Consider the following 21,745-nt stretch of genomic DNA (forward strand, 5'->3'; position numbering starts at 1 on the left):
GTTTCTATTTCTTCTTCATTCCAAAAAGAAAACGCACAATTTTAAACGGATAAATGAGAAATCGATAGATCAGCACAATCACAGGAAACGTCGTGATTAGTACTAAAAGTAGTTTCCAAAGAATCGCAATATCCAATTGCACTATATAATATGCAAACACTACAATTACTGTTTGATGTAAAATGTAAAACGGATAAATAGCTTCGTTGAGTTTTTTAACCAAAGTACTTTTCTTATTCAACCAAATTTGTCCGTAACCCAAAAGTGTAATTACAAAACTCCAGCCGACTAAGCAACATACTAAATACCAAAGCATCCAACCTTGTGTGCTGCTTAAATATGGCGAAATCCATGCTCCGGGAACAAAATAATACACATAAAATACGATCGAACTTATCAGAAATAAAAGGAAGTTTAGTTTGCGATACTGCTTCAAGTGTATCCAAGTCAATTCTGCGGAAGCGAACAGCATTCCCAACACAAAGAAAAAACCGTAAAAGAAAGTCGAGGAGAAATTGAACAAATCTTTATCATAACTCGGATAGTATTGTTTTAGGATAATAAATACCAAGCTTAACGGAATTACCAAAGCAAATAATCCGAAGCGTTTTGCGGTAAAACGTTCAAAAAGTTCCAAAAAACGGTTGGATTTTGAAGATTTTAAGAACAAAATGAATGGAATGATACAAATAGACATCCAAAAGAGATTGCCAATAAACCACAAATGGTTTTCACCAAAATCAGCATTTGTATAAATTTCCCAATAGGAAGTATATGCAGCTCTATTCTCAAAGAATGTTTGTGGTGGTACAATAAACAGAACACCAAAAAACAACGGAATCAATAAGCGAATGAAACGCTCTTTTGCAAATTGAATCCATGTGCGTTTGGAAAAAGCGAAAATGGTTCCTGTGCCAGAAATTAAAAAAAGCAACGGCAATCGGAATTGCTCAAAGAACACCATAATATCATCTAAAAATTTGCTAGATTCTCGGTTCATGATATGAAAATCATCGCCATTAAAAGGCATACCAATATGATGAAAATATACAGCTAAAATGGCAATTACGCGAAGCCAATCCAAATCGTATCTGCGAGTTTTTGAGGTCATAAATCGTTCGTTTTTTGATGAGACAAACGTATGACAGAAAGTAATACAATGCTTTAAAATGTGACTATTAGCAAGATATTGTGACGAAATACACTTCGACTTCGCTCAGTGTAAACACTTCAGGGCTGTTTTTAGCAAACATTTGACTTTTCTCAATGTGAATGCTTATTGTATTTTTTTTTGTTTAGTTTGATTCGTCATTGTGAGAAAGTATGACGAAGCAATCTGTTTGTTGAAGAAATAGATTGCTACAAGTTTTTCAAAACTTTTAAAATGATGTAACTAGCTATTCTCAAAAAGCATGTTAAACGCTTTCAACTTAGATCGTGAAACAGGAACAGTGTTTGTATAATTTTCTAAAGACAATTGATAACCTTGCGCATTTCCACTACATGAAATTATTTTATCCAAATTCACCAAGTAGGAGCGATGTGTTTTGTAAATATTTGAAAACTCCTGTAAGCGTATTTCCAATTCTTTTAGTGTAATGCGAACCAGTATTTTGATACTTCGGTATTGTTTTTCAGAAAGATTTCGGTGTAATTACTTTCTACTTTGGCGAATAGAAAGTTGTGTATTTCAAATTGAAGCTTTTCGTTTCCAGAAGTAATCTCGATAGTTTGCAATTGCGTGTTTTCAGTAGTAGAAGGAAGTGTTAGCTTTTTTAAACTTTTAGAATGTTTCTGAATCAAACGTTGTAGATTCAAGGGTAATACAATGCTCAATAACAAAACGCCAACAAAGAAAGAATTGCGGACTTCTTCATAAAAATATCGAAACGACCAATTGTTTGGATTTTCATAAATTAAATCACGAATCAAAAAACTTCCAATTCCAATCAAAATTAAGGCAATACATAAATGCAGCATTTCCTTTCCAATCGTCCAGCGAGCATCATCTTTTATAAACCAATTTACAACGGTGAAATACAAAAACACAATTGGAAGTGGTAAAAACGCATGAAAACAAATAATCCAAATATGATCCATTTTATGTTCTGCAGGATTAATTTCAAACGGTTCAAACGCATACGAAAACACAAAACTTAGCAAAGTGATGATTCCCAAAATAAGCAACAATTGCTTTTTGTTATTGTAAATGTATGGATACGGTTCGCGTAGGTATTTTAAAATTCGTGCAATCAAAGTTCAAAAATTGAAGCGCTAATTTAATTGGAATTTAGAAAATACAACTATTTCTTATTTGCTATTTGATCTTTCGCTAGTCGTAAAATATAATCTCTGACCTCTTTTTGCGAAGGATTATCGATTTCAAATTGCACAAAATAGTAGTGGCGATTGCACTTTTTATTAGTGAGCTGAAAAAATTTTTCATAGGTAGCAAATATTGGCTTTTCATCTCCATAATAAATATCAATTTTTGATCTTTTAGATTTTCCTTTCAAATCACTTTCTGCATTATCATTATAATGTGTAACATAACTGTGAGTCGATTTTATGATATGATTCCTACTTTTATCTCTATATGTATCTATTGTGAATGCTCCAGAACCTATTTCAACCTGTGTTCCATTAATTGAATCGATTAATGCTAATGATCCTTCTGCGATTCTATGACTAATAGGTGAAAAATCGAAATGTTTAGTTTTAGAATCTTTTATTCTCATATCCATGACATGTGTCCACGGAATTAGTTCTTCTAATTTTGATAAGGTTTGATTCTTCTCTTGTCCAACAACAAATATTGAACAAAAGAAGAATAGAAAAGTGATGTTTTTCATGTATTATTTTTAAAAAGAAATGTATTGATACGTTGTCCAATTTCGTCAATAGTAAACAAAATGGCTTTGTTCAATTCATTTTGTCTCGTTTCAATTGAAATTCTCTAGGATGTTACTGCCAAAAATAGCAGTACATACAATAAATTTCTAATAATACTAGTATTGGTTAATTTAGTTGATTAAAATATTAAGTTATCGAAAGAAAGTCAACTTTATTGTTTTACAATTAACTTTTGTCCAACACGTAAGGTAGATGTTCTTCGAATGGAATTGTCTTTACACAATCGCGAAATAGAAACATTATATTTATTAGAAATACGTGATAAAGTATCGCCACGACGAACAGTGTAAATCTTTGTTTCATCCTCTATACTAGCCATTGCTTCTTCTTCCGTAGTGCACAATTCAATTTTAGACTTTCGTTTGGAATTGTGTCTGTAGGCGCTAGTCCAACGACGCGTTACCCAAACTTCATTACTGCGAACTGAGTTATCTTCATTCGAAAAATCAAAGACATATTCTGGATGAATTGGAATTCCTTGAAATAGTACTTCTAAATGTAAATGACTTCCACGTGCATTTCCTGAAGTCCCACCAGCACCAATTACTTGTCCTTTTTGGACAGTGTCGTTTACTTTTACCAAATATTTTGATAAATGCGCATAGACAGTCTCAATGCCGTTAAAATGACGTACCACAACTGTTTTTCCGTGTCCAGAATGGTAATTTACATAACGAACAACGCCATCAAACATAGACATGACACGATCGCCAGTAATCAAATCGATATCAATTCCGTTGTGCGCTCTACGATTTCGCCATCCATAACGAGATGTAATTACTTTTTTACGTGGAATAGGAGAAGCATACGTACTATCGTCAAATTTAATTTGTAGCGGATATTCTTTGGCAAGCTTTTTATACGGATTGAATACTTTAGTATTCCAATTTTCTGCAATCCAATCTTTTTTAGAAGCTTCTGTATTTTGTATGTTTTGAAGAATGATAGAAGTCGCAGGAAAAGCTGTATTTATTTGAAAATTTTCAGGTTCAACTTCAATTTCTTTTTCAGATTCAGTTTTAATAGCTAATGTATCTTTTGTCTGACTGTACGAGATGGTAGCTGTAAGGCACGTACAAACGAACAAATAAAATGTTTTCATGAGTAATTTTTAATTTAGTTTCATTAAGTTAGATTTCCAGGAAACTGAAATAATAACGTGTTCCTGAGGGATAAATTGTGGGCTAACTCGATAATCGATATTTAATTGTTTTTATGCTTGTTTTTTGTTGTAAATTCTTTATTTCGACTTCATTTTTTTCAGCTAGAAGAGTTCCTTTTAACAGTTATTCTGTAATATATTTCATTGGATCAAGGCGTTTTCCATCCTGATGCACTTCATAGTGCAAATGCGGACCTGTAGATAATCCCGTATTTCCAACATAGCCTATAGTATCACCTTTTTTTACGACTGCATGTTTCTCAACAGCAAAACCTTGCAAGTGTGCATACCAAGTTTCAAAACCATCGGCATGTGTGATAACGACTAAATTTCCCCAATTGCCTTCATTCTTTGCTTTGGCAATAACTCCTTGAGCCGTTGCAATTACAGGAGCACCAACTTTGGCAACAATATCAATTCCACCGTGTTTATGTACATGTTTTAACTTAGGATGCTTTCGTTTTACGCCAAACATTGCGGAAAAACGTTGCCTATTTTGTTTGTGAATTGGAGAGATAGAAGGTATTGCGGTTAAATCATTTTCTAAAGTTTGTGTTGAAGTCAACACAGGAATCTTTTCTAAAGTGGTCTCTGTAGTTCTAAATGCCATAAAAACAAAGGCTACAGTAGGAATTAAAAGCAAATACAAATACTTTAACTTGCTTTTTGATTGTGATTTTGTGATCATCTCTATTCGTTTTTTGAGTGTTGGATGCGAAAAATAATTGTACACCGGATTGGTTTGAGTTGGTTCTAAACTTTGTAAGAGCAACTCCAGGTACGTCGATTTCTTTACTTTTTGCTGTAATACAAATGCATCAGCCTGAAATTCATGAATCGATTTTAATGATTTTCGATACAAATAGGCGAGTGGATGAAACCAGTAAAAGGCAATGAATAATTCTACCAAAATGACATCAACGGAATGCCATTGATGTATATGCGCTTTTTCATGGGTAATAATTAACGCATCACAAGATTCTTTAGTAGATTTTGGAATAAAAATCCAATGAAAATATGAGAATATACTCGTAGTATCGCCCATATAAACTGTTGATCCGTTGACAATTGCTTTTTGAGCATTTCTTTTAAGTTGAACGATGCGGTACGTAGTGAAAGCAAACTTTACCAAATAGCACAAAACACCGATACCATAAACACATAAAAGCCAAAAACTCCAATGTATACTTTCGGTTTGTGTGATGATAGTTTCTTCTGTAAAGAGATAATCAAAGCTAGAAAATGCAGCAAAATCTTTAATTAGCGGAATTTCAAAAGTAAAATACGTAATCTTTGGAAACAACTTATTGCTTAATGGCAATACAAGTGATAAAGGCACTAACGATACTAAAATAATTCGGTTGAATGTATGAAACGTAAATCGGCTAAAAAGCCATTTGTACAATAAATAAAAACTTCCAAATACCAAGCTGACTTGAAAAAGATATATTAAAATGCTATTCATCGTTTGCTTTTAAGTTTTTAATCTTTTCTTCTAAAATGGCTTTCATTTGTTCCATTTCGGTCAAATTCAACGTATCGCTTTCGGCAAAAAAGGAGGCGAACGTGCTGGTAGAACCGTTGAAAAAGTTTCCAATCACTTGTTTAATATGTTGTGAAAAATAACGTTCCTTAGAAATCGCAGGTGAATATTGACGGATTTTCCCATAGGTTTCAAAATTCAAAAATTGCTTGCGTACCAACACACGAACTACAGTTGAAATTGTAGTATAAGCTGGTTTTGGTTCAGGAAACTGTTCTACAATATCTTTTAAGAAAGCTTTGTCTAATTTCCAGACATATTGCATGACTTGTTCTTCGGCTTTGGTTAACTCGTTCATGCGACAAAGATAGTATAATAATTGATTTTATAACTACAAAAATAGTCATAAAACTATATTTATAGTCATTGTTGAATTTTTTAAACTGAAAAATAAAATTGTAAAACATTCTTAGTGAAGAATTTGTGAATTTTATTTAATTCAATAGTTTAAGTTTGGTTTCGTCGATATATTCTTGTAAAAGTTTAGTTTTGGGATCTTTTTCTTTTGCTTTTTGGTATAGATTCAACGCTTTTTGGTAATCTTTTTTGTAGAAATAATACAAGCCTAAATCTCGATATGCGTAACTATTTTTATCATCTAATTCCAAAGATTTCAGAATATCCTTTTTACCTTCATCTAATTGTCCCAGCTTTAATTTAGAAAAACCGCGATTGTTCCAAGCTATGGCAAATTCAGGTTCTATTTGAATAACTTTGCATAAATCAACAATAGCTTCTTCATGCCTGTCAAGCATTCCGTATGCGTAACCACGATTGTTTAATGCTTTAGGTTCGCTAGGATTTTCTTCAATAATCTCTGAATATACTGAAATACATTTCTCATGTTCGTCATAATACGATAAAATGATTCCGTAGTTCATAAGATCGCCAGAAGTTAGTGAGTCTTTGTATTTATCCATAAAAACAGTATTAAGTGTTTGAGCCTTTTCAAAATTTTCACACATCATATTTGCGTAAATGGCTAAACGATAAAATGTTTCTTGGTTGTTTTTATATTTCAATGCTTCTTCAAAAATATCGGCAGCTTCTTCATATTCTGAATTTTCTAAATAATAGTTTCCAGTTTGAAATTTTTGGTATGACTTTCTAAATTTCAATAATGTCAACAATTGCATGCCATCATTAGAGGTAAATGTTCCATCATGAAGTTTGATGGCATCTCTATTTGGGAAAATATTATTTAAAAAATCAAGCGAACAAGAAAATATTAAAGCAAAAATGACCAGTTTTGTGACATCTTCAAATTCATTTAAGGACAGTATCAAAATTCCAATTCCTGCGACAATTAATGAGAGTAGTGGACCAAAAATAGTGACAATAAAACTTGTACTGACGGAAACTTCTTTTTCATGCATCACACACAATCCGCCTTTCCAATAAAACAAATTGAACTTAAAAAAACATTCCAAACGTCCAAATTGAAACTGTAATGATTTCTCAGGATTTCCCAACGACCCCATATACACCGTAACTTTCTCTTTTGTCAGTAACAATGCAGGAATCGCATGTCCCAACTCGTGAATCACAGTTGTTAACAAACGAAATGTCAACAAAGACAACATAAAAATAAGCGCGACGTCTAAAGGCATACAGTGAGTTTTGTTTTGTAAAGTTATGTGAAATTTTGAAATAATAAATTGTTTCAAGTAATTTCAAAATTCCTCCTACATTTAGTTTATCAACACCAAATATAAATACCATGAAAGCATTCATACTGATATAACATAGCATTTTTGATACAATTTAGTATCAGTCAAAACGTATACAGGAAACTAAAAAATATTGATCAAATTCTACAAAACATAAAAAACTTTTCTAGTCACGTCAATACATCTAGCAATAAAATAATTGCTGCTTCGTACACAAAAGATTCATAAACATTTTCGCAAAGAGGTTTCATTATTGCTGGAATAGCAGCTGTTCTAAAATATTGGACTTTGTCAGAACGAATGAAAACTAGTATTCATCAAATCTCAACAAGTGAAATTATAATTTTAGACAATATGGTTGACATTGTCTTTTGGAAAACTTGAAGATACTTTATGTGGATGTGGCATATCACAGCTAGTACTTGCTCTAGTATCAGGCAATACGGTTAAAACTAACTTTTCACATTCTGTAGTAGTACTCTCGGTATACTTAATATTTCCTATTGGGTTTAAAAATCGATTAACATACGCTGATTCGCCGCATATGATGTTAATGAAACATTAGGAGCTGCTAATAAAGGTTTTGCCTGATAACTCTCTTGTTTTAAAGATTCAGAATATCCTTCAGGCGTTTCTGTAAAACTAGCATTGGTGATTTTGTCCATGACCAATACTCCAAAATAATTTACCAATAACTTTATCAATTCAACTTTAGAGCCATAAAACTTTCCGCCCATACGTCCATGAACTTCAGATTTTTTTCAATCAGCTGATTTTACAATTAGCATAGTTCAAGTAGCAGAAAGCACTTCGTTTATTCCGCCTTTTGTGGCGTGTAATTCAGCCCATTTTGTAATAACATCTTTTATTTCATAAGTATTTTCCAATCTTAGTCCAAAATTGGTAGTTACAGGAAGAATAGAGGTTAGTTTGAATTCGAAGCGAAGTACGACCAATTACCGCCGCCGCTACCTTTAAGTGCCCAAAACAGGTCAGGTTAATCATTTTCTGAAGCATGAATAATAACCCCATTTGCTAGTACAATTTCAATTTTAGTGACCGAATCGTAACTGAGTCCATGTTTTCGAATAGAAACTCACCAACCGCCACCTTGTGTGAGTCCTCCAACATTTACAGATTAACAGTCACAAACAGGAATAGTTTCTCCTTTTGTTGTCAACTCAGTATATACATGTCCCAATTCTTTTTCGGCTAGAATCCATAGTGTTTCTGGATGCTCGTCAAACTTTGGAAGTTTGTTCATTTCTGACAAATCTATGATCATGACATTATCAGCGGAACACATGCCTTCATGTTGGTGTCCACCAGAACTTGCTCTAAACTTAACATCATTATCTCTACAATAGTTGACACAATACTGCACGTGTTCTGTATTTTTACAATAGGCTATAGATGCTGGCATTTTACCAAAAAATGTATTTGAAATAACATGTGCATAATGATACAAATAATCTCCAAAGTTGACAATTTTTAAATCTTTTGGAGCCTTATCTTTAAAAGATGAATTCATAAATCAAGAAGATTTTATTAAAAGCTTATTGTTTCTAACAAGTGAGAAAATATTTTATGACATTTAAAAAAGGATTTTAAGAAAAGATAAATTTCGTTATAAACCGTATTTTTACAAAAAAGAAGCTAGATGACTAAAATACCATTGTTACAACCATATAATTCTAAAAACCTACAACTTAGAAATCGTGTGATTATGGCGCCCATGACACGCAGTAGAGCCAATACTGAAGGAAATGTACCAACAGATGAGTTACACGGAATGTATTATGAACAAAGAGCTTCTGCTGGATTGATCATTACAGAAGGCGCACAAGTCTCCAAAGAAGCAGTAGGTTATATTCATACACCGGGAATTTACTCAAAAGCACAAATTGAAGCTTGGAAAAAAGTAACAAAACGTGTGCATGACAAAGGTGGAAAAATCTTTATTCAGTTGTGGCACGTTGGACGAATTTCACATCCCGATTTTCACAATGGCGCATTGCCATTAGCTCCATCGGCAATCAATCCGAATCGAAAATCCTTTACACCAGATGGTTTTAAAGATACCGTTACACCGCGTGAAATGACACAAGAAGATATTGACAGAACCATTCAAGATTTTGTGAATGCAGGTAAGAACGCTATGGAAGCAGGATTTGATGGAGTAGAAATACATTCTTCTAATGGATATTTATTTCATCAGTTTTTTACAAATTGTTCCAATACACGTGCAGACAAGTACGGAGGAAGTATTGAAAATAATGCACGATTTTTCTTTGAAACGCTGGACGCAATGAAAAAGGAAATGCCAGAACAAAAAATTGGCGTACGTTTCAATCCATCATTACATTCGGCAATGGCAGGAATTACAATAGATGAGCAAACCATTCCAACTTTTGAATATATCATACAAAAGTTAAATGATTATGACTTGGCTTATGTACACTTATCGGAACCATTTTCGGATGTTTCCAATGTTCCGCATGCAGTGACAGAAATCGCCAAACATTTTAGACCATTATACAATGGTACACTCATGATTAATACTGAATTTACGTTTGACAAAGGAAATGAAGTTTTAAATGCAAACGAAGCTGATTTGGTTGCCTATGGAAAGCCATACATTTCCAATCCAGATTTGGTAGAACGATTTGAACATGGAATTCCGTTGACTGCTTGGGATACAGAAACTTTTTATACCATTGGAGAAAAGGGTTATATAGATTACCCGAAGGTAGAAATTAGCTAAACTTTTTGTTTTACAGCTATTTAAACTTATAATTTAACATCAAACAAACACATACTTTATTACAAAATACCATTATCTAATTGCCTTTTTTTTACTATTTAATCTTGTTTTTAGTCAAAATTAAAAGCAGGAAAAGATGGAATAGTTACACTTTATGATTGGCGAATGGATTGGAACATCAAAAGTGTATGAAAACGGAATTGTTACCAAAGAAGGATCTGCATATCAAAAAATTAGCTATGATTTGGATAAAAGTATTTTGGTAATTGAGCTAAACACCGAATTTCTTCAATTACATACTATAATTTATTATGATGAAAAAGATGGTAAATACTACTACTATCCATTTTCTAAAAGAGGTGTGTCTAAATATCCAGCAGAGTATAATAATGGGCAGTTGATTGTATGGAGTTCAGATAAAAAAAGATTCATTTTTAGTCGAACTTCTGATGGTGGATTTAGAGAATATGGAGAACGACTTGTTAATGGTACGTGGACAAAATATTTTGAAGATACCTTTAAGAATTCTCAGTAAAAATCAACTAGCACAATCAGCGCGCTTTAACAATACATATTCACCTTTATTCTAAAAATCTCTATTAGATGAACCTACATAGCGCTTAAAGGTTTTTGACAAGTGACTTGCATCTGTAAAGCCTAAATCATCTGCAATCTCAGAAATGGTAAAATTAGAATTCAATAAACGAATTTCTACAAGTTTTAGTTTTGCTTTGATAATGTATTCGTGCAATGACATATGAATTTGCTTTCTAAAATATTCACTCACACATATTGAAAAAAGATTCAATACGTACTACAAAAAAAAAGTATTTATTTTGGGAAATATCTAAATTGAAAATAGTATAATATTTATATATTTGAATCTCATCAATTCCTAAAAACACATGAACAATTCATTGCTATTCTTTATATGCTCTATAGGCGTATTTAATGGATTTATAGCAAGCATTTACTTTCTATTTTTTAATAAACAGAAACGTGTGCAAAACTTCTTTTTTGGATTGTTATTGTTGTTTTTATGTGTTCGAATCGGAAAGTCTGTTTACACCATATTTACATCACGAGAACAACGAAATCTATGGATATTACAAATAGGTTTGTCTGCTTGTTTTCTCATTGGAGCTGCAGTTTTTTTCTATGTAAAATCTTCTGTAGAGAATAAAAAAAGCATTCCGAGAGCATGGAAAATTCATGGCGGATTACTTGTATTAATCATCCTGGTCATAGGAATCGTAAAACCTTATCCTTATGAGCAAGAACTCTGGAGAAATTTTATAGTACAATTTATTTATGCCATTTGGGGAATTTATTTGGCGTTGTCTATTTACCTTTTAAAAGATATTATTAAAAAGTATTTTCAGAAAAACATTCGTTGTACAACTTCAGAAATTTGGTTACTCATTTTAGTACTCGCAAATGTGCTCATTTTTACGGCGTATATGATTGGTTATTTCTATTTGTATTATATAGGAACAATTACCTTTTCGGTGGTTTTCTATGCCTTATTAATTTTTCTAATATCTAAAAAGAATCGTGATACAATTTTTCAAGATATTCCAGAAAAGTATCAAGCGAAAAAGATAGAAAAAACAGAAGAACAAGAGTTAATATTGGCATTAAAAGAAGCGATGACAACACATCAGTTTCATAAAAACACCAATGTAAAACTGAACGATATTGCCAAGGTTTTACAGATTTCTTCGCACAAATTATCACAATTGTTGAATGATAACCTTGGAAAAAACTTCGCTTTGTTTATAAATGAGTATCGAGTAGCAGAAGCGAAACAATTATTACAAGAAAACAATCAATTTACCCTAGAGTCTATAGGCTTTGAAGCGGGTTTTAGTTCAAAATCAACATTTTACTCAACCTTTAAAAAGCTAGTCGGAAAAACGCCTGCAGCCTTTAAAAAAGAACTTCAATAGTTTGAATTTGTCCAATTTTATAATTCTGGACACTTGAATTATAAACAATCACTTCATTTGAAAGCTGTTTTTAGAAGTTTGATCAAATCAAAAAATCAAACAAATGAAACAGTACATTTTTACCATTATTTTACTTTGCACAATTCAACTTTCAACAGCGCAATCAGAACATGCCGCTGTAGAAAAAACACTTCAAAATTATATTGAAGGAAGTTCGTATAACAAATTAGAAATGCTTGAAAAAGCATTTACAGAAAATGCCACTTTATATCTTACAGGAAGAGATAGTCTCTTTAAACGTTACACACCAAAAGAATATACTGGCTTTTTTAAAAACAGAGAAAAAGGAAAATTCAATGGACGCGATGGAAAAGTATTGGCAATAGAAATTATTAATGATATTGCCATGGCAAAAGTAGAAATTGCAGGCCCTAAACGTGCGTGGGTTTATATCGATTTGTTTCTGTTGAAAAAGATAGAAAACGAATGGAAAATCATCAGTAAAACTGCTACACGAACCGAAGATAATTCCAAGAAATAGTTCCTCTAACCAATTAAAAAATATCAAAATAAACAGATGAAGTATATACTTGCATTCCTTTGTTGGTGCGGTTTCTTGAAGAGTTTCGCACAAAAAAGTTCAATTCCCTTTATCAATACAGAAATAACGGTTGACGGACAGTTCAATGAAGCTGTTTGGCAACAATCACCAACGCTTACAAATTTTTACAATTACTTACCAACAGATATTGGACAATCAGAAAATCAAACAGAAGTAAAACTCTTCCATAATGGAGAATTCTTATATGTACAAGCAATATACAATGATTCCACTGAAGAAACTCGTGTAAATACCTTGAAAAGAGATGTTTCTATAGCATTTAGTGACGCTTTTATTATTGTGATAGATACCCAAAATCAGGAACAGAATGGATATTTATTCGCAGTAAATTCATTGGGAAATCAAACAGATGGTTTGGTTGGTCGTGTGAATGATGGATACAATCTGAATTTTAGTTGGAACGCCATTTGGCAATCAAAAGCAGTGTTAAATGGAAAGAAGAAACAATATGAATTAGCAATTCCGCTTAAGGCGCTCAATTTTAACAAAGAAAATCCAGTATTTGGAATTCAATTGTATGTACGAGATATTAAAAACAACTCATGGACAATCTTTAAAAATGTAAAGCGAAACTATCCAACACTCGATTTGCGTTTTACGGAAAAGTTTACTGTAGAAAATCTTCCAGATATCGCAGCATCGCGGTTTATGGTAACACCATCAATCACGACAAATTATCAAGAAGATATAAGTAACGATACAAACGAAACGACTTTTGTACCAAGCGTAGATGTACAATATAACTTGACGTCTTCTTTAAAATTAGATGCGACCATTAATCCCGATTTTTCCCAGATTGATGTAGATCAGCAAGTGACCAATTTGACGCGTTTTGCGATATTTTTTCCTGAACGTAGAAACTTTTTTCTTGAAAATGCAGATCTATTTTCGAATTTAGGTGTAAATGGCGTCAATCCTTTTTATTCCAGAAGAATAGGAGCACAGAGTGATATTCAATTTGGTATAAAACTCTCCGGAAACATTGCACCAAAAACACGAATTGGACTACTAAATGTACAAACAGATGACGAAAACGAAATTGCTTCACAGAATTTTACAGCCTTGGTAGGAGAACAGCAAGTATCTAAAAATTTTGCAGCAACGGCATATCTTATCAATCGCCAAGAAACCAATGATTTTGAATTTGTAGACGATTACAATCGTGTTGCAGGAATCAATATTAATTACAAATCCAATAACAACAAATGGATTGGAATTGCCAACTTTGGTAAAAGTTTTAATGATGGAATTGAATACAAAAACAATTTTTATAACCTTGGGATTTGGTACAACCAACGCGGATTAAGGTGGAATGCAGGTGTTAAAAAAGTAGAACAAAATTATTTGACAGATGTTGGCTTTACACCGAGATTATTCAATTATGATGCTATAAATGATGTTGTGATTCGTGAAGGATATACACAAGCAAATGCAGGGATAGAATATCAGAAATTTTATGAAAACTCAAATACATTAAATTCGGTTCGCTATCTCAACTATAGCAATAATACGTATTTTGATGAAACGGGAAACTTTAACCAATCTTCTCACTTTTTGAATTCTGCGGTATTTTTCAAAGATTTATCCGCGATATATTATGTGATCAATTATGATGATGTAGATTTAAAATATGGTTTTGATCCTTTAAGAAATGGAAATTCATTACAGCCAGATCGTTATCGTTTCGGAATCTTAAAAATTGGCTATAATTCAGCCAACAATCAAAAGTTTCGTTATCGTTTCAATGTTCAAAAAGGAACGTATTACAGTGGAAAACGAACAACGGCTGGTGCATATTTGAATTATCAATTATTACCGTTTGCTAATTTAAAATTTAATTATGACCTTAATCATATAAATTTAAATGAATTAGGGAACGAAACCTTTCATTTAGCGCGTTTGACTAGTGAAATTTTCTTTTCCAATCGTTTAAATTGGACAACTTATGTACAATACAATACGCAATTAGACAACTTTAACATCAACAGTCGCTTGCAATGGGAATACAAACCTTTATCATATCTCTACTTTGTAGTTTCAGATAATTTTACACAAAATATCACTCCAAAAAATTGGGGAATTGCTTTTAAAATGAACAAACGATTTGATTTCTAAACTTCTAAAAAACACATCGTAAATAATGTCGCCTAAAATAATAAATATATATATTAAAATGATCAACTATAATGGGTTTGATGATTTTTTTAGCGGTTATTAAGATGCTTAAATCCTCATAAGTGTTTCATATTTATACAGAATGATGTCTATGACCAATCAAATCTATTAGGTAATTGTTTTTTAATGATTAATATCAAAATGTGTTTCAAAAATGATCGAAGGTTGTTCTAATGGACTTTTGTCAACATTGAGAAAATCATACACAGTTTGTTCCATTTTTGTAGCTATCCTATGAATAGCTAAAGAAGTAAATCTTTTTTGACTTCCTTATTTTATAGGGCTCCAATAAGTTTCAATATGATAATCATGAATCATATTGAGTGAGTTTAATTGTAATAGATGTACGTTATAAGTTGTACCCAAATTATAATATTAACAATTCGTTTTAAAGAATAATCAAGCATAAATAAGGAAAAGAGATCATTTTCAAAGTTTTGTATACGGATGTTGGTGTCAAAAGCTAAATCTTTAAATTTCGGTAGAATCTGAATAGATTTGTGATAAAATCAAAAAAGAAGAGAAGTGATTAAAAAATTCTCTTAGAAGTGAAAACAAGATTGTATTTTTGTTATTTGAAAATTCTACATGAAATTACTCTCAACTAAAGTTCTCATCATCTTGGCATTTTTTGCCATTTACATCATTTGGGGAAGTACGTATTTATGGAATAAAATAGCAGTAACGGCATTGCCAGCATTCTTCTTAGCGTTCTTTCGATTTCTATGCGCGAGTATATTGATATTTTTGATTGCGAAGGTCTCTGGTAAAAAACTTGGGATCACTAAAAAACAACTTAAAAACTCAATATTTGTCGCCTTTCTATTCATGGTTTCTGGAAATGGACTCTTTGTTTGGGCATTAAAATATGTTGATAGTGGTTTTGCAGCCTTATTGGCATCTACACAACCTCTATTTGTGTTGTTATTGATGCGTTTGATTGATAACAAAAAGATGCAACTCAAGTCTATTATTGGTGTCGTTTTCGGGATTTTAGGAATGTATTTATTGGTGAGTCAGCATGAATTGGTCACGGATGATGATACGCTCTTAGGGATCTTACTCATTTTTACTTGTGTGATTGGTTGGAGTTATGCTAGTGTATTTGTTTCTAAAGCTGATTTACCTAAAAATCATCTTGTAAGTACAGGCTATCAAATGATTATTGCTTCTGTGATGTTGGCGATTGTAAGCTTTTCTTTAGGAGAACAATGGACTTCACCATTGACATGGAATTATGATGTGCAATGGTCCATGTTCTTATTAATTGTTTTTGGAAGCTTGGTAGCATTTACTGCATTCAATTATTTATTAAAAGAAGTATCTACTGAAAAAGTTGCCACCTCTTCGTATGTAAATCCAGTGGTAGCTTTATTGCTAGGTTGGTGGATTTTGGATGAAGAATTAACCACTCAGTCTTTGATTGCAGCTAGTATCTTGTTGGTTGGTGTGTATTTTATTACTACTAGGAAAAAACAAAATTCTTAATGTAATTCTTGAATATAAAACGAATCTAAAATATGATTTTTATATTTGAAAGAATTTTCTTGTGTATGTAAAAGCTTTTGGATTTTACCAAATTATCATATTAGCTATACGTAGGTATGTTTTGTTCTCAACTTGTAATGTACTTTTACTATATAATTTAAATTGGTCATCATGAAAAAACTATCAAATGCTATATTAACAGGAGTCATTTTTGCTTTTGTTGTCTCTATTTTGATTTACATTGGACTTGCCGGAATGTATGCATGGGATTGGGCAATTGATATATCTAGATCATTTGGATTACTTATTATCAGAGCAATTGTTGTGGTATTTTTGACCATTCCAAGTTTATTTTTGATTCCGTTTGAAAATGGTATTGAAATAATTTCTGTAATTAAGATTCCAGCACTTATAGCATTGATAGTTGGTTTTTTATACAGTCTTTTTATAAAAAAGTAATTAAAAATCATTCCTTTAAGGCTTTTTCAATACTATTGCTATTTATTGTAATATAGCGATCATCTCATATCATGAACATAGCAGGAACTAAAAATAAGTTTCTGTTTTTTTAAAGCTTACAGCTCATAGTAACAATCTTATTTTTAAAATATGGGTATATTGCTTTTAAAAGACTAACCGTTTAGAACATTTAAGAAGATGGTTGCTGCAATACCAAATCCAGCACCAGAGATGAAAATATTCCATTTTAAATGTTCTCCTTTGATGACTTTTGTATACAGCCACAAAGCAATCATAAAAAGAAAAACGATAAACAATTGCCCTACTTCAATGCCAACGTTAAACAAAAATAATGGTGTAATTATATCATCACCAAATAACATAAACTTAAAGTTACTGGCAAAGGCCAAACCATGAATCAACCCAAAAATAAGCGCAATTAGATATTTAAATTTAGCATCAGAAAATTTAGCTCTTTTATCATAGTTCACAATATTAGCAATTGCAGTAATCATGATGGTAAAAGGAATTAGTAATTCTATGATAGTCGGATTGGTTGGAATGATGTCTAATGAACTAAGGATGAGAGTAACGCTGTGACCTATAGTAAATGCTGTAATAATTATCAACACTTGTTTCCATTGAGTTAATTTAAAGGCGGCACACAAAGTCATGACAAATAATAAATGGTCGTAGGCATTTATATCAACAATATGTTCCCAACCATTTGTAAAAAAAGCACTGTAATTATTCATATATAAAAGATTTATAGCTTATGTGAATAGGCGAATTTTTCAATTTTACTTTCAAAACTATATTGAGGTAAAAAAGGAGGTATTCGTAATGTGACCCAGTTTGATTGTTGGTAATAAAATTCATCGAAAAGCAACTCGTTTTCAATATAAATTTCATCTCCTTTTTTTAGGCTAACACGATTTTCAGAAAACTCTATCGAGAGTACATTTTCTTGAGCATGTACTTTATAATTTTTAAAGTGTAAGGGAAGCTTTCTATTATTTACAAAAATTCTGTATTTCTCCCTAAAATAACTTTGATTTTCTATTTTATCATTGTCTGTTATTTCTGAGTTACGAACCCTTAAAAATAAACTTGAATTTATGACAGGGGCAAAATCATCAATAAAAACTTTACATTCCATTTTCATAGTTTTCGTCTTAGCATCATACTTAATTTCCGATGAAGTAAGTTTTAAAGGATGTTCTTTTGAATGCTTTACAGGAGATGAAAAAAATAATGTACTGAGCAATAAATAAATTATTTGTAATCTGAATGTCATTATTAAAAAGATTAAATTATTTACAAGGAAGTATTGCTTTTAAACTCTTGACTTTGTTCTTTAACATTTCAGAAGTTGTTGTTGGGTTGTATACAACAGAAACTTTTTTAGTATGTAAGTTTAATATAGCTTGTTTTACACCTTTTTCCTTCAGCAAATTATCTTCCATGATTTGTTGACAATTTTTACAACCAGCGTTAGAAACAGGTAATACCAATACAGCATCTGTATCACCAACCACAAGCATTCTTTCTTCTTCTGGAAAACCCTTACAGGAGGTAAACGTTAGTGTTAGGCTGCTTAGTATCAAAATAGCTAATATAACTCGCATAAAAATCACTTTAATGCAACTATGTTGCGTTAGCAAATATATAAAATATTAATGACTTTAAAATTTTTAAAAAATAAATAGAATCCTATGATGGAAAAGAAGTATGGAATAAAAAAAGCCTTCACAAGGAAGGCTTGGGTCATATTCAACTAACTAAGCTAAAAAATCAACTTAATTATGTATATAACAACCATATCATTGTTTACCCTACAACAAATCAAGCATTAAAGTTCATTCTTTATGTAAATGAGGTTTACTTTAGAATTAGCCAAAGATTCTTTTAAAGTTTTTAATTTTTTTGTCTTAAAAAGGAAACCAACATTTCTGTCTCGAACTATCTTTACAGGTATTAATTAATAAAGAAGATACATCTGTATAGAACTATTACATATTATCAGAAAATAGGTAGAACAACATTGGATTTAAGGAAAACTAACAGATTAAAAACCGCTCTTAAAAACTCAATTCAAAAATAAAACGATTTGGTTGTTACGTTTTGCGCAAAACCAATACCCATTTCTATAAATAATTCAACAGATGAATACAGAAGAATTCCAACAAAAGTCTTGGAGTCCATTGCAAAAAATAACTTTTAGACTACTTTTTACTTATATTATTTTATATGTTTTAACCTTGTTATTATCTCCATTATTAGAATCAACACTACGTTGGTTTGGAACAAATATTCTTGGTTATACGAATGAAATAAAGTTAGAAAGTACTGGAAGCGGTGATCGAAGCTTTGATTATGTTCGATTGGTTTTTAGTCTATTGTTAACATTCATTATTACGGGACTTTGGTCATTACTGGATACTAAAAGAAAAAACTACCAACAACATTTTAATTTATTGACCCGAATTATCAGAGTGATTTTATTATTAGCCATGTTGCTTTATGGTTTTGGAAAACTATTCAAAGGACAATTTGCGGATCATAGTTTTGAAAAACTAGTTCAAACAGTTGGCGAACTTTCTCCTATGGGATTGGCATGGACGTTTATGGGACATTCTTTTGCGTACAATATATTTATTGCGCTTTCAGAAATAATAGGTGGTGTGTTGTTGCTATCTAAACGAACAAAAACATTGGGAAGTATCATTATTTTAGGAGTAATGACGAATGTGTTTATGATGAATATGACCTATGATATTCCTGTAAAACTAGTGTCTTTTCATATCATTTTGTTAGCATTGGTATTGCTTTATACAGATAAAGATCGACTGCTTCATTTCTTTTTCAAAAACAAGAATGTACCACAAAGTAACTATGAGCCAGCGTTTAAGAATCCAAAAACACAAACAGCTGTATCTTCTATTAAGAAACTAGTTTTAGTACTCATTTTAGCTACTGTTTCAATTCAATTGCTAGTACAATTCAAAATAAGAGATCAGTTAAAAGAAAAATCAGCACTGTATGGATTGTGGAAAGCTGATTCATTTCAAAAAAACAGTCAGATTTTACAACCCTTAACTAACGATACATACCGTTGGGAATACTTTATCTTTGAAGAAAAAAACAAAGCTGTTATAAAAAGAATGACGGGAGAAATAGACAGGTTTGAGGTAACCGTAGATACTGTAAAACATCAACTAACATTTTCTTCAGAAAAAAATAGTGACAAGCTAATGATTTCATACAAAAAGTTAAATGCTAATCATTTAGAATTTAAAGGCGTTTTTTATGGAGACACACTCACCATTTCTTTTAAAAAAATGACACGAGAAGATTTTACCCTTACCAATCGCAAGTTTCATTGGATTAATGAACAATCTTTTCAATAAGTACTGTACGATCAGCGCTAAGGAAAGCGTATATAATACAAAAAGGGAACTTTGTCCATTAAAACCAAAGTTCCCTTTTGTATTTAGTATATAAACTAATAAATATTATTCTGTGTCAGCAGTTAAGCTATCCACTAAGGCTAAATCTTCATCGATTTCATTAGTCGTAGGGACAGAATCTTTCAAAGCCATAAACTTTTCTAACTCTTTGGTTTCACTTTCTTCTCCAGAAAAATAAGGAAAAACGTCCATAATTGGAGATTCAGCAATGGCAGGAATCGTAAATTCTGCCATCGTATCTTTCATAGCAGTCATGGTATTTTCATACGCTTCTTTCACATCATTTCCTTGAATCAACAAATACTGATTCGTTTTGCGTTCTTTTCCGCTTTCTTCATCAAAGGCAATCAAACTTACTTTGCACTTAAACCAACGATCCGAATTCTCAAACGGATGGATTTCTGCATAATTCGCTACTTTGATATTCGTTATCTTAATTTCTTCGCCTTCTCGTAAATACGCAGCCATTTCTTGGGTAATTCTACTTTCTGCTTCCGTATACGAAATAGCATCTACTAAAAATGGTTCTGTTTTTAGCTTATACTCACCAGTTTCCTCTTCTAATTTTCTATATTTTATCTTGCATTCATACCAAGTTGCACTCATAATCTATATTGTTTTTTGGACGCCAAATATAGGATTTCTACTAAGCTAAAAATTGCAAAAACTAAAATAAATATTCACAATTTTTAGTTGAATTTTGTAGTAAGTTTAGGGTTAGGGAGTTAGGTTTTTTTTGGTGTAGGCAAAGTTATTTTAGTTATTAATATTTAATTTTTTAATGAAAAAAGAAAAATTATTTGAGCTTAAATAATGCCTTAGCTTTAATTGCTGAAATTAAGTTAGATTCAATATCAATTTTTGAAGAATGAAATTGTTGAAAAGATTCATTAATTTCATTTATTAAAGAAAATTCATCATATATGGGATCATATAGTATTCTTTTTCGAATCCTAGCTAATCCATTAGCTATTAATACATAAAAATCTTCAAAATCACCATTTATATTTGTTGAAAGCAATTTAAGATGGTTCAGATCTTCAACTAACATTTTTTTAAATTTGTATATTGTAAAATATGAAATCATTTCCGAAAAGAGAATATTTTTTTAATTATACTATTAAGGCTCTGAATGAATTAGGAGGCTCTAGGGCATTTACTAGAGAGGCTACAATAGAAGCATCTAGCGATGGAGCTCCAGTTATTTACTTAATAGATGGAGATTTGTTGGTTGAAAAACTTAAAGAACTAAGACATTGGAGTTTCTGTTGAATTTAAAGAAGAGATAACAATTGATGAAGAATGGTATAAAAATTTTAATAAATACTATTTATAAATTAGGAGTATCTTAATAGTTTACAAGAATCCTTGGAAGCCAATAACACGTATTCAAACCCACTTCCCCTTAACATCCTTATATCGAGTCCGCCCAATAGGAATACGTGCGCCATTCTTTAGTTCAGCCATATATTTACTACCAGAAGCGACACTGATTTCTTTGACTTCAGACATCTTGACTAAATATGACTT

At 31.5% G+C, this 21,745-nt stretch carries 26 protein-coding genes; 9 read left to right on the top strand and 17 right to left on the bottom strand.

Translation table 11 applies throughout. The features are described 5' to 3' along the window. Positions 1-4: 4 nt before the first annotated feature. The 10 genes from MK119_RS16320 to MK119_RS16360 all read right to left on the bottom strand — a co-directional run bounded on the left by MK119_RS16320 (position 5) and on the right by MK119_RS16360 (position 8,819). Entirely contained in the window at positions 5-1,111 is a 1,107-nt protein-coding gene (locus tag MK119_RS16320; RefSeq protein WP_290680742.1) for an acyltransferase family protein, read from the bottom strand. Between the two features lie 282 nt (positions 1,112-1,393). After that, positions 1,394-1,585, bottom strand: a complete 192-nt coding sequence (locus MK119_RS24370) for a LytTR family transcriptional regulator DNA-binding domain-containing protein (RefSeq protein WP_366512832.1) — start codon at positions 1,583-1,585, stop codon at positions 1,394-1,396. A gap of 5 nt (positions 1,586-1,590) precedes the next feature. Continuing rightward, positions 1,591-2,256 carry a hypothetical protein gene (locus tag MK119_RS16325; protein ID WP_290680744.1) on the bottom strand — a complete coding sequence of 222 codons (666 nt, stop codon included), beginning with the start codon at positions 2,254-2,256 and terminating at the stop codon, positions 1,591-1,593. Between the two features lie 47 nt (positions 2,257-2,303). Beyond that, the gene (locus MK119_RS16330) at positions 2,304-2,852 is read right to left on the bottom strand and encodes a hypothetical protein (RefSeq protein ID WP_290680746.1); all 549 of its coding nucleotides are present in this window, start codon (positions 2,850-2,852) and stop codon (positions 2,304-2,306) included. Positions 2,853-3,064: 212 nt separating this feature from the next. Beyond that, positions 3,065-4,015 (bottom strand): M23 family metallopeptidase, encoded by a 951-nt coding sequence (locus tag MK119_RS16335; RefSeq protein ID WP_290680747.1) that lies wholly within the window; start codon positions 4,013-4,015, stop codon positions 3,065-3,067. Between the two features lie 184 nt (positions 4,016-4,199). Continuing rightward, positions 4,200-5,540 carry a M23/M56 family metallopeptidase gene (locus MK119_RS16340; RefSeq protein ID WP_290680749.1) on the bottom strand — a complete coding sequence of 447 codons (1,341 nt, stop codon included), beginning with the start codon at positions 5,538-5,540 and terminating at the stop codon, positions 4,200-4,202. Further along, entirely contained in the window at positions 5,533-5,916 is a 384-nt protein-coding gene (locus MK119_RS16345) for a BlaI/MecI/CopY family transcriptional regulator (RefSeq protein ID WP_290680751.1), read from the bottom strand. The genes MK119_RS16340 and MK119_RS16345 overlap by 8 nt, the downstream gene beginning before the upstream one ends. A 136-nt stretch (positions 5,917-6,052) precedes the next feature. Continuing rightward, positions 6,053-7,228 carry a tetratricopeptide repeat protein gene (locus MK119_RS16350; RefSeq protein WP_290680753.1) on the bottom strand — a complete coding sequence of 392 codons (1,176 nt, stop codon included), beginning with the start codon at positions 7,226-7,228 and terminating at the stop codon, positions 6,053-6,055. A 569-nt stretch (positions 7,229-7,797) separates the two neighbouring features. Next, positions 7,798-8,025, bottom strand: a complete 228-nt coding sequence (locus MK119_RS16355; RefSeq protein WP_290680755.1) for a hypothetical protein — start codon at positions 8,023-8,025, stop codon at positions 7,798-7,800. Positions 8,026-8,426: 401 nt separating this feature from the next. Beyond that, on the bottom strand, positions 8,427-8,819 hold the full coding sequence (locus MK119_RS16360; protein WP_290680757.1) for an FAD-binding protein: 393 nt from the start codon (positions 8,817-8,819) through the stop codon (positions 8,427-8,429). Between the two features lie 129 nt (positions 8,820-8,948). Here MK119_RS16360 and MK119_RS16365 point away from each other — a divergent pair, with 129 nt between their 5' ends. Together MK119_RS16365 and MK119_RS16370 are read left to right on the top strand one after the other, a co-directional pair. Further along, positions 8,949-10,052 (top strand): alkene reductase, encoded by a 1,104-nt coding sequence (locus MK119_RS16365; RefSeq protein ID WP_290680759.1) that lies wholly within the window; start codon positions 8,949-8,951, stop codon positions 10,050-10,052. Positions 10,053-10,206: 154 nt separating this feature from the next. Further along, positions 10,207-10,587 (top strand): hypothetical protein, encoded by a 381-nt coding sequence (locus MK119_RS16370; protein ID WP_290680761.1) that lies wholly within the window; start codon positions 10,207-10,209, stop codon positions 10,585-10,587. A 51-nt stretch (positions 10,588-10,638) separates the two neighbouring features. On the opposite strand, the gene MK119_RS16375 is transcribed toward MK119_RS16370, so the two are convergent. Continuing rightward, on the bottom strand, positions 10,639-10,839 hold the full coding sequence (locus tag MK119_RS16375; RefSeq protein WP_290680763.1) for a helix-turn-helix domain-containing protein: 201 nt from the start codon (positions 10,837-10,839) through the stop codon (positions 10,639-10,641). Positions 10,840-10,957: 118 nt separating this feature from the next. Here MK119_RS16375 and MK119_RS16380 point away from each other — a divergent pair, with 118 nt between their 5' ends. From MK119_RS16380 to MK119_RS16400, 5 genes are all read left to right on the top strand, one after another. Continuing rightward, on the top strand, positions 10,958-12,001 hold the full coding sequence (locus MK119_RS16380) for a helix-turn-helix domain-containing protein (RefSeq protein ID WP_290680764.1): 1,044 nt from the start codon (positions 10,958-10,960) through the stop codon (positions 11,999-12,001). A 103-nt stretch (positions 12,002-12,104) separates the two neighbouring features. Continuing rightward, positions 12,105-12,542 (top strand): nuclear transport factor 2 family protein, encoded by a 438-nt coding sequence (locus MK119_RS16385; RefSeq protein WP_290680766.1) that lies wholly within the window; start codon positions 12,105-12,107, stop codon positions 12,540-12,542. Between the two features lie 36 nt (positions 12,543-12,578). Further along, positions 12,579-14,738 (top strand): DUF5916 domain-containing protein, encoded by a 2,160-nt coding sequence (locus MK119_RS16390; protein WP_290680767.1) that lies wholly within the window; start codon positions 12,579-12,581, stop codon positions 14,736-14,738. A 648-nt stretch (positions 14,739-15,386) separates the two neighbouring features. Then, positions 15,387-16,286 carry an EamA family transporter gene (locus tag MK119_RS16395; RefSeq protein ID WP_290680769.1) on the top strand — a complete coding sequence of 300 codons (900 nt, stop codon included), beginning with the start codon at positions 15,387-15,389 and terminating at the stop codon, positions 16,284-16,286. 171 nt (positions 16,287-16,457) lie between these two features. Next, positions 16,458-16,745, top strand: coding sequence for a hypothetical protein (locus MK119_RS16400; RefSeq protein WP_290680770.1), 288 nt, complete (start codon positions 16,458-16,460; stop codon positions 16,743-16,745). 173 nt (positions 16,746-16,918) lie between these two features. On the opposite strand, the gene MK119_RS16405 is transcribed toward MK119_RS16400, so the two are convergent. From MK119_RS16405 to MK119_RS16415, 3 genes are read right to left on the bottom strand one after another with little or no spacing between them, the layout of a single operon-like run. Beyond that, entirely contained in the window at positions 16,919-17,500 is a 582-nt protein-coding gene (locus MK119_RS16405; protein WP_290680772.1) for a HupE/UreJ family protein, read from the bottom strand. Between the two features lie 11 nt (positions 17,501-17,511). Then, positions 17,512-18,042 carry a DUF6702 family protein gene (locus MK119_RS16410; RefSeq protein WP_290680774.1) on the bottom strand — a complete coding sequence of 177 codons (531 nt, stop codon included), beginning with the start codon at positions 18,040-18,042 and terminating at the stop codon, positions 17,512-17,514. A 16-nt stretch (positions 18,043-18,058) separates the two neighbouring features. Further along, a complete protein-coding gene (locus tag MK119_RS16415) occupies positions 18,059-18,373 on the bottom strand; it encodes a heavy metal-associated domain-containing protein (RefSeq protein ID WP_290680775.1) in 315 nt (104 codons plus the stop codon). 537 nt (positions 18,374-18,910) lie between these two features. Between MK119_RS16415 and MK119_RS16420 the strand changes: the two genes are divergently transcribed. Continuing rightward, positions 18,911-20,155, top strand: coding sequence for a DoxX family protein (locus MK119_RS16420; protein WP_290680777.1), 1,245 nt, complete (start codon positions 18,911-18,913; stop codon positions 20,153-20,155). A gap of 105 nt (positions 20,156-20,260) precedes the next feature. Here the strand turns inward: MK119_RS16420 and MK119_RS16425 are convergent, their stop codons facing one another. Then, complete coding sequence (locus MK119_RS16425; protein WP_290680778.1) at positions 20,261-20,821, bottom strand: DUF4494 domain-containing protein; 561 nt, start codon at positions 20,819-20,821, stop codon at positions 20,261-20,263. Positions 20,822-21,011: 190 nt separating this feature from the next. Continuing rightward, the gene (locus MK119_RS16430) at positions 21,012-21,266 is read right to left on the bottom strand and encodes a hypothetical protein (protein ID WP_290680780.1); all 255 of its coding nucleotides are present in this window, start codon (positions 21,264-21,266) and stop codon (positions 21,012-21,014) included. 26 nt (positions 21,267-21,292) lie between these two features. On the opposite strand from MK119_RS16430, the gene MK119_RS16435 reads away from it, so the two are divergent. After that, positions 21,293-21,487: a hypothetical protein gene (locus MK119_RS16435; protein WP_290680781.1), complete on the top strand. Its 195-nt coding sequence runs from the start codon at positions 21,293-21,295 to the stop codon at positions 21,485-21,487. A 117-nt stretch (positions 21,488-21,604) separates the two neighbouring features. On the opposite strand, the gene MK119_RS24375 is transcribed toward MK119_RS16435, so the two are convergent. After that, positions 21,605-21,745, bottom strand: a 141-nt coding sequence (locus tag MK119_RS24375) for a LytTR family transcriptional regulator DNA-binding domain-containing protein (RefSeq protein ID WP_366512834.1), incomplete at its 5' end; no start/stop codon positions are given.

The sequence above is a fragment of the Kordia sp. genome (assembly GCF_022447245.1).
In the GTDB taxonomy this organism is placed as follows: Bacteria; Bacteroidota; Bacteroidia; order Flavobacteriales; family Flavobacteriaceae; genus Kordia.

Coding starts and splice junctions, on each gene's coding strand:
- MK119_RS16320 (WP_290680742.1), bottom strand. CDS start 1,111: ATGACCTCAAAAACTCGCAGATACGATTTGGATTGGCTTCGCGTAATT.
- MK119_RS16330 (WP_290680746.1), bottom strand. CDS start 2,852: ATGAAAAACATCACTTTTCTATTCTTCTTTTGTTCAATATTTGTTGTT.
- MK119_RS16335 (WP_290680747.1), bottom strand. CDS start 4,015: ATGAAAACATTTTATTTGTTCGTTTGTACGTGCCTTACAGCTACCATC.
- MK119_RS16340 (WP_290680749.1), bottom strand. CDS start 5,540: ATGAATAGCATTTTAATATATCTTTTTCAAGTCAGCTTGGTATTTGGA.
- MK119_RS16345 (WP_290680751.1), bottom strand. CDS start 5,916: ATGAACGAGTTAACCAAAGCCGAAGAACAAGTCATGCAATATGTCTGG.
- MK119_RS16350 (WP_290680753.1), bottom strand. CDS start 7,228: ATGCCTTTAGACGTCGCGCTTATTTTTATGTTGTCTTTGTTGACATTT.
- MK119_RS16355 (WP_290680755.1), bottom strand. CDS start 8,025: ATGGGCGGAAAGTTTTATGGCTCTAAAGTTGAATTGATAAAGTTATTG.
- MK119_RS16360 (WP_290680757.1), bottom strand. CDS start 8,819: ATGAATTCATCTTTTAAAGATAAGGCTCCAAAAGATTTAAAAATTGTC.
- MK119_RS16365 (WP_290680759.1), top strand. CDS start 8,949: ATGACTAAAATACCATTGTTACAACCATATAATTCTAAAAACCTACAA.
- MK119_RS16370 (WP_290680761.1), top strand. CDS start 10,207: ATGATTGGCGAATGGATTGGAACATCAAAAGTGTATGAAAACGGAATT.
- MK119_RS16380 (WP_290680764.1), top strand. CDS start 10,958: ATGAACAATTCATTGCTATTCTTTATATGCTCTATAGGCGTATTTAAT.
- MK119_RS16385 (WP_290680766.1), top strand. CDS start 12,105: ATGAAACAGTACATTTTTACCATTATTTTACTTTGCACAATTCAACTT.
- MK119_RS16390 (WP_290680767.1), top strand. CDS start 12,579: ATGAAGTATATACTTGCATTCCTTTGTTGGTGCGGTTTCTTGAAGAGT.
- MK119_RS16395 (WP_290680769.1), top strand. CDS start 15,387: ATGAAATTACTCTCAACTAAAGTTCTCATCATCTTGGCATTTTTTGCC.
- MK119_RS16400 (WP_290680770.1), top strand. CDS start 16,458: ATGAAAAAACTATCAAATGCTATATTAACAGGAGTCATTTTTGCTTTT.
- MK119_RS16405 (WP_290680772.1), bottom strand. CDS start 17,500: ATGAATAATTACAGTGCTTTTTTTACAAATGGTTGGGAACATATTGTT.
- MK119_RS16410 (WP_290680774.1), bottom strand. CDS start 18,042: ATGACATTCAGATTACAAATAATTTATTTATTGCTCAGTACATTATTT.
- MK119_RS16415 (WP_290680775.1), bottom strand. CDS start 18,373: ATGCGAGTTATATTAGCTATTTTGATACTAAGCAGCCTAACACTAACG.
- MK119_RS16420 (WP_290680777.1), top strand. CDS start 18,911: ATGAATACAGAAGAATTCCAACAAAAGTCTTGGAGTCCATTGCAAAAA.
- MK119_RS16425 (WP_290680778.1), bottom strand. CDS start 20,821: ATGAGTGCAACTTGGTATGAATGCAAGATAAAATATAGAAAATTAGAA.
- MK119_RS16430 (WP_290680780.1), bottom strand. CDS start 21,266: ATGTTAGTTGAAGATCTGAACCATCTTAAATTGCTTTCAACAAATATA.
- MK119_RS16435 (WP_290680781.1), top strand. CDS start 21,293: ATGAAATCATTTCCGAAAAGAGAATATTTTTTTAATTATACTATTAAG.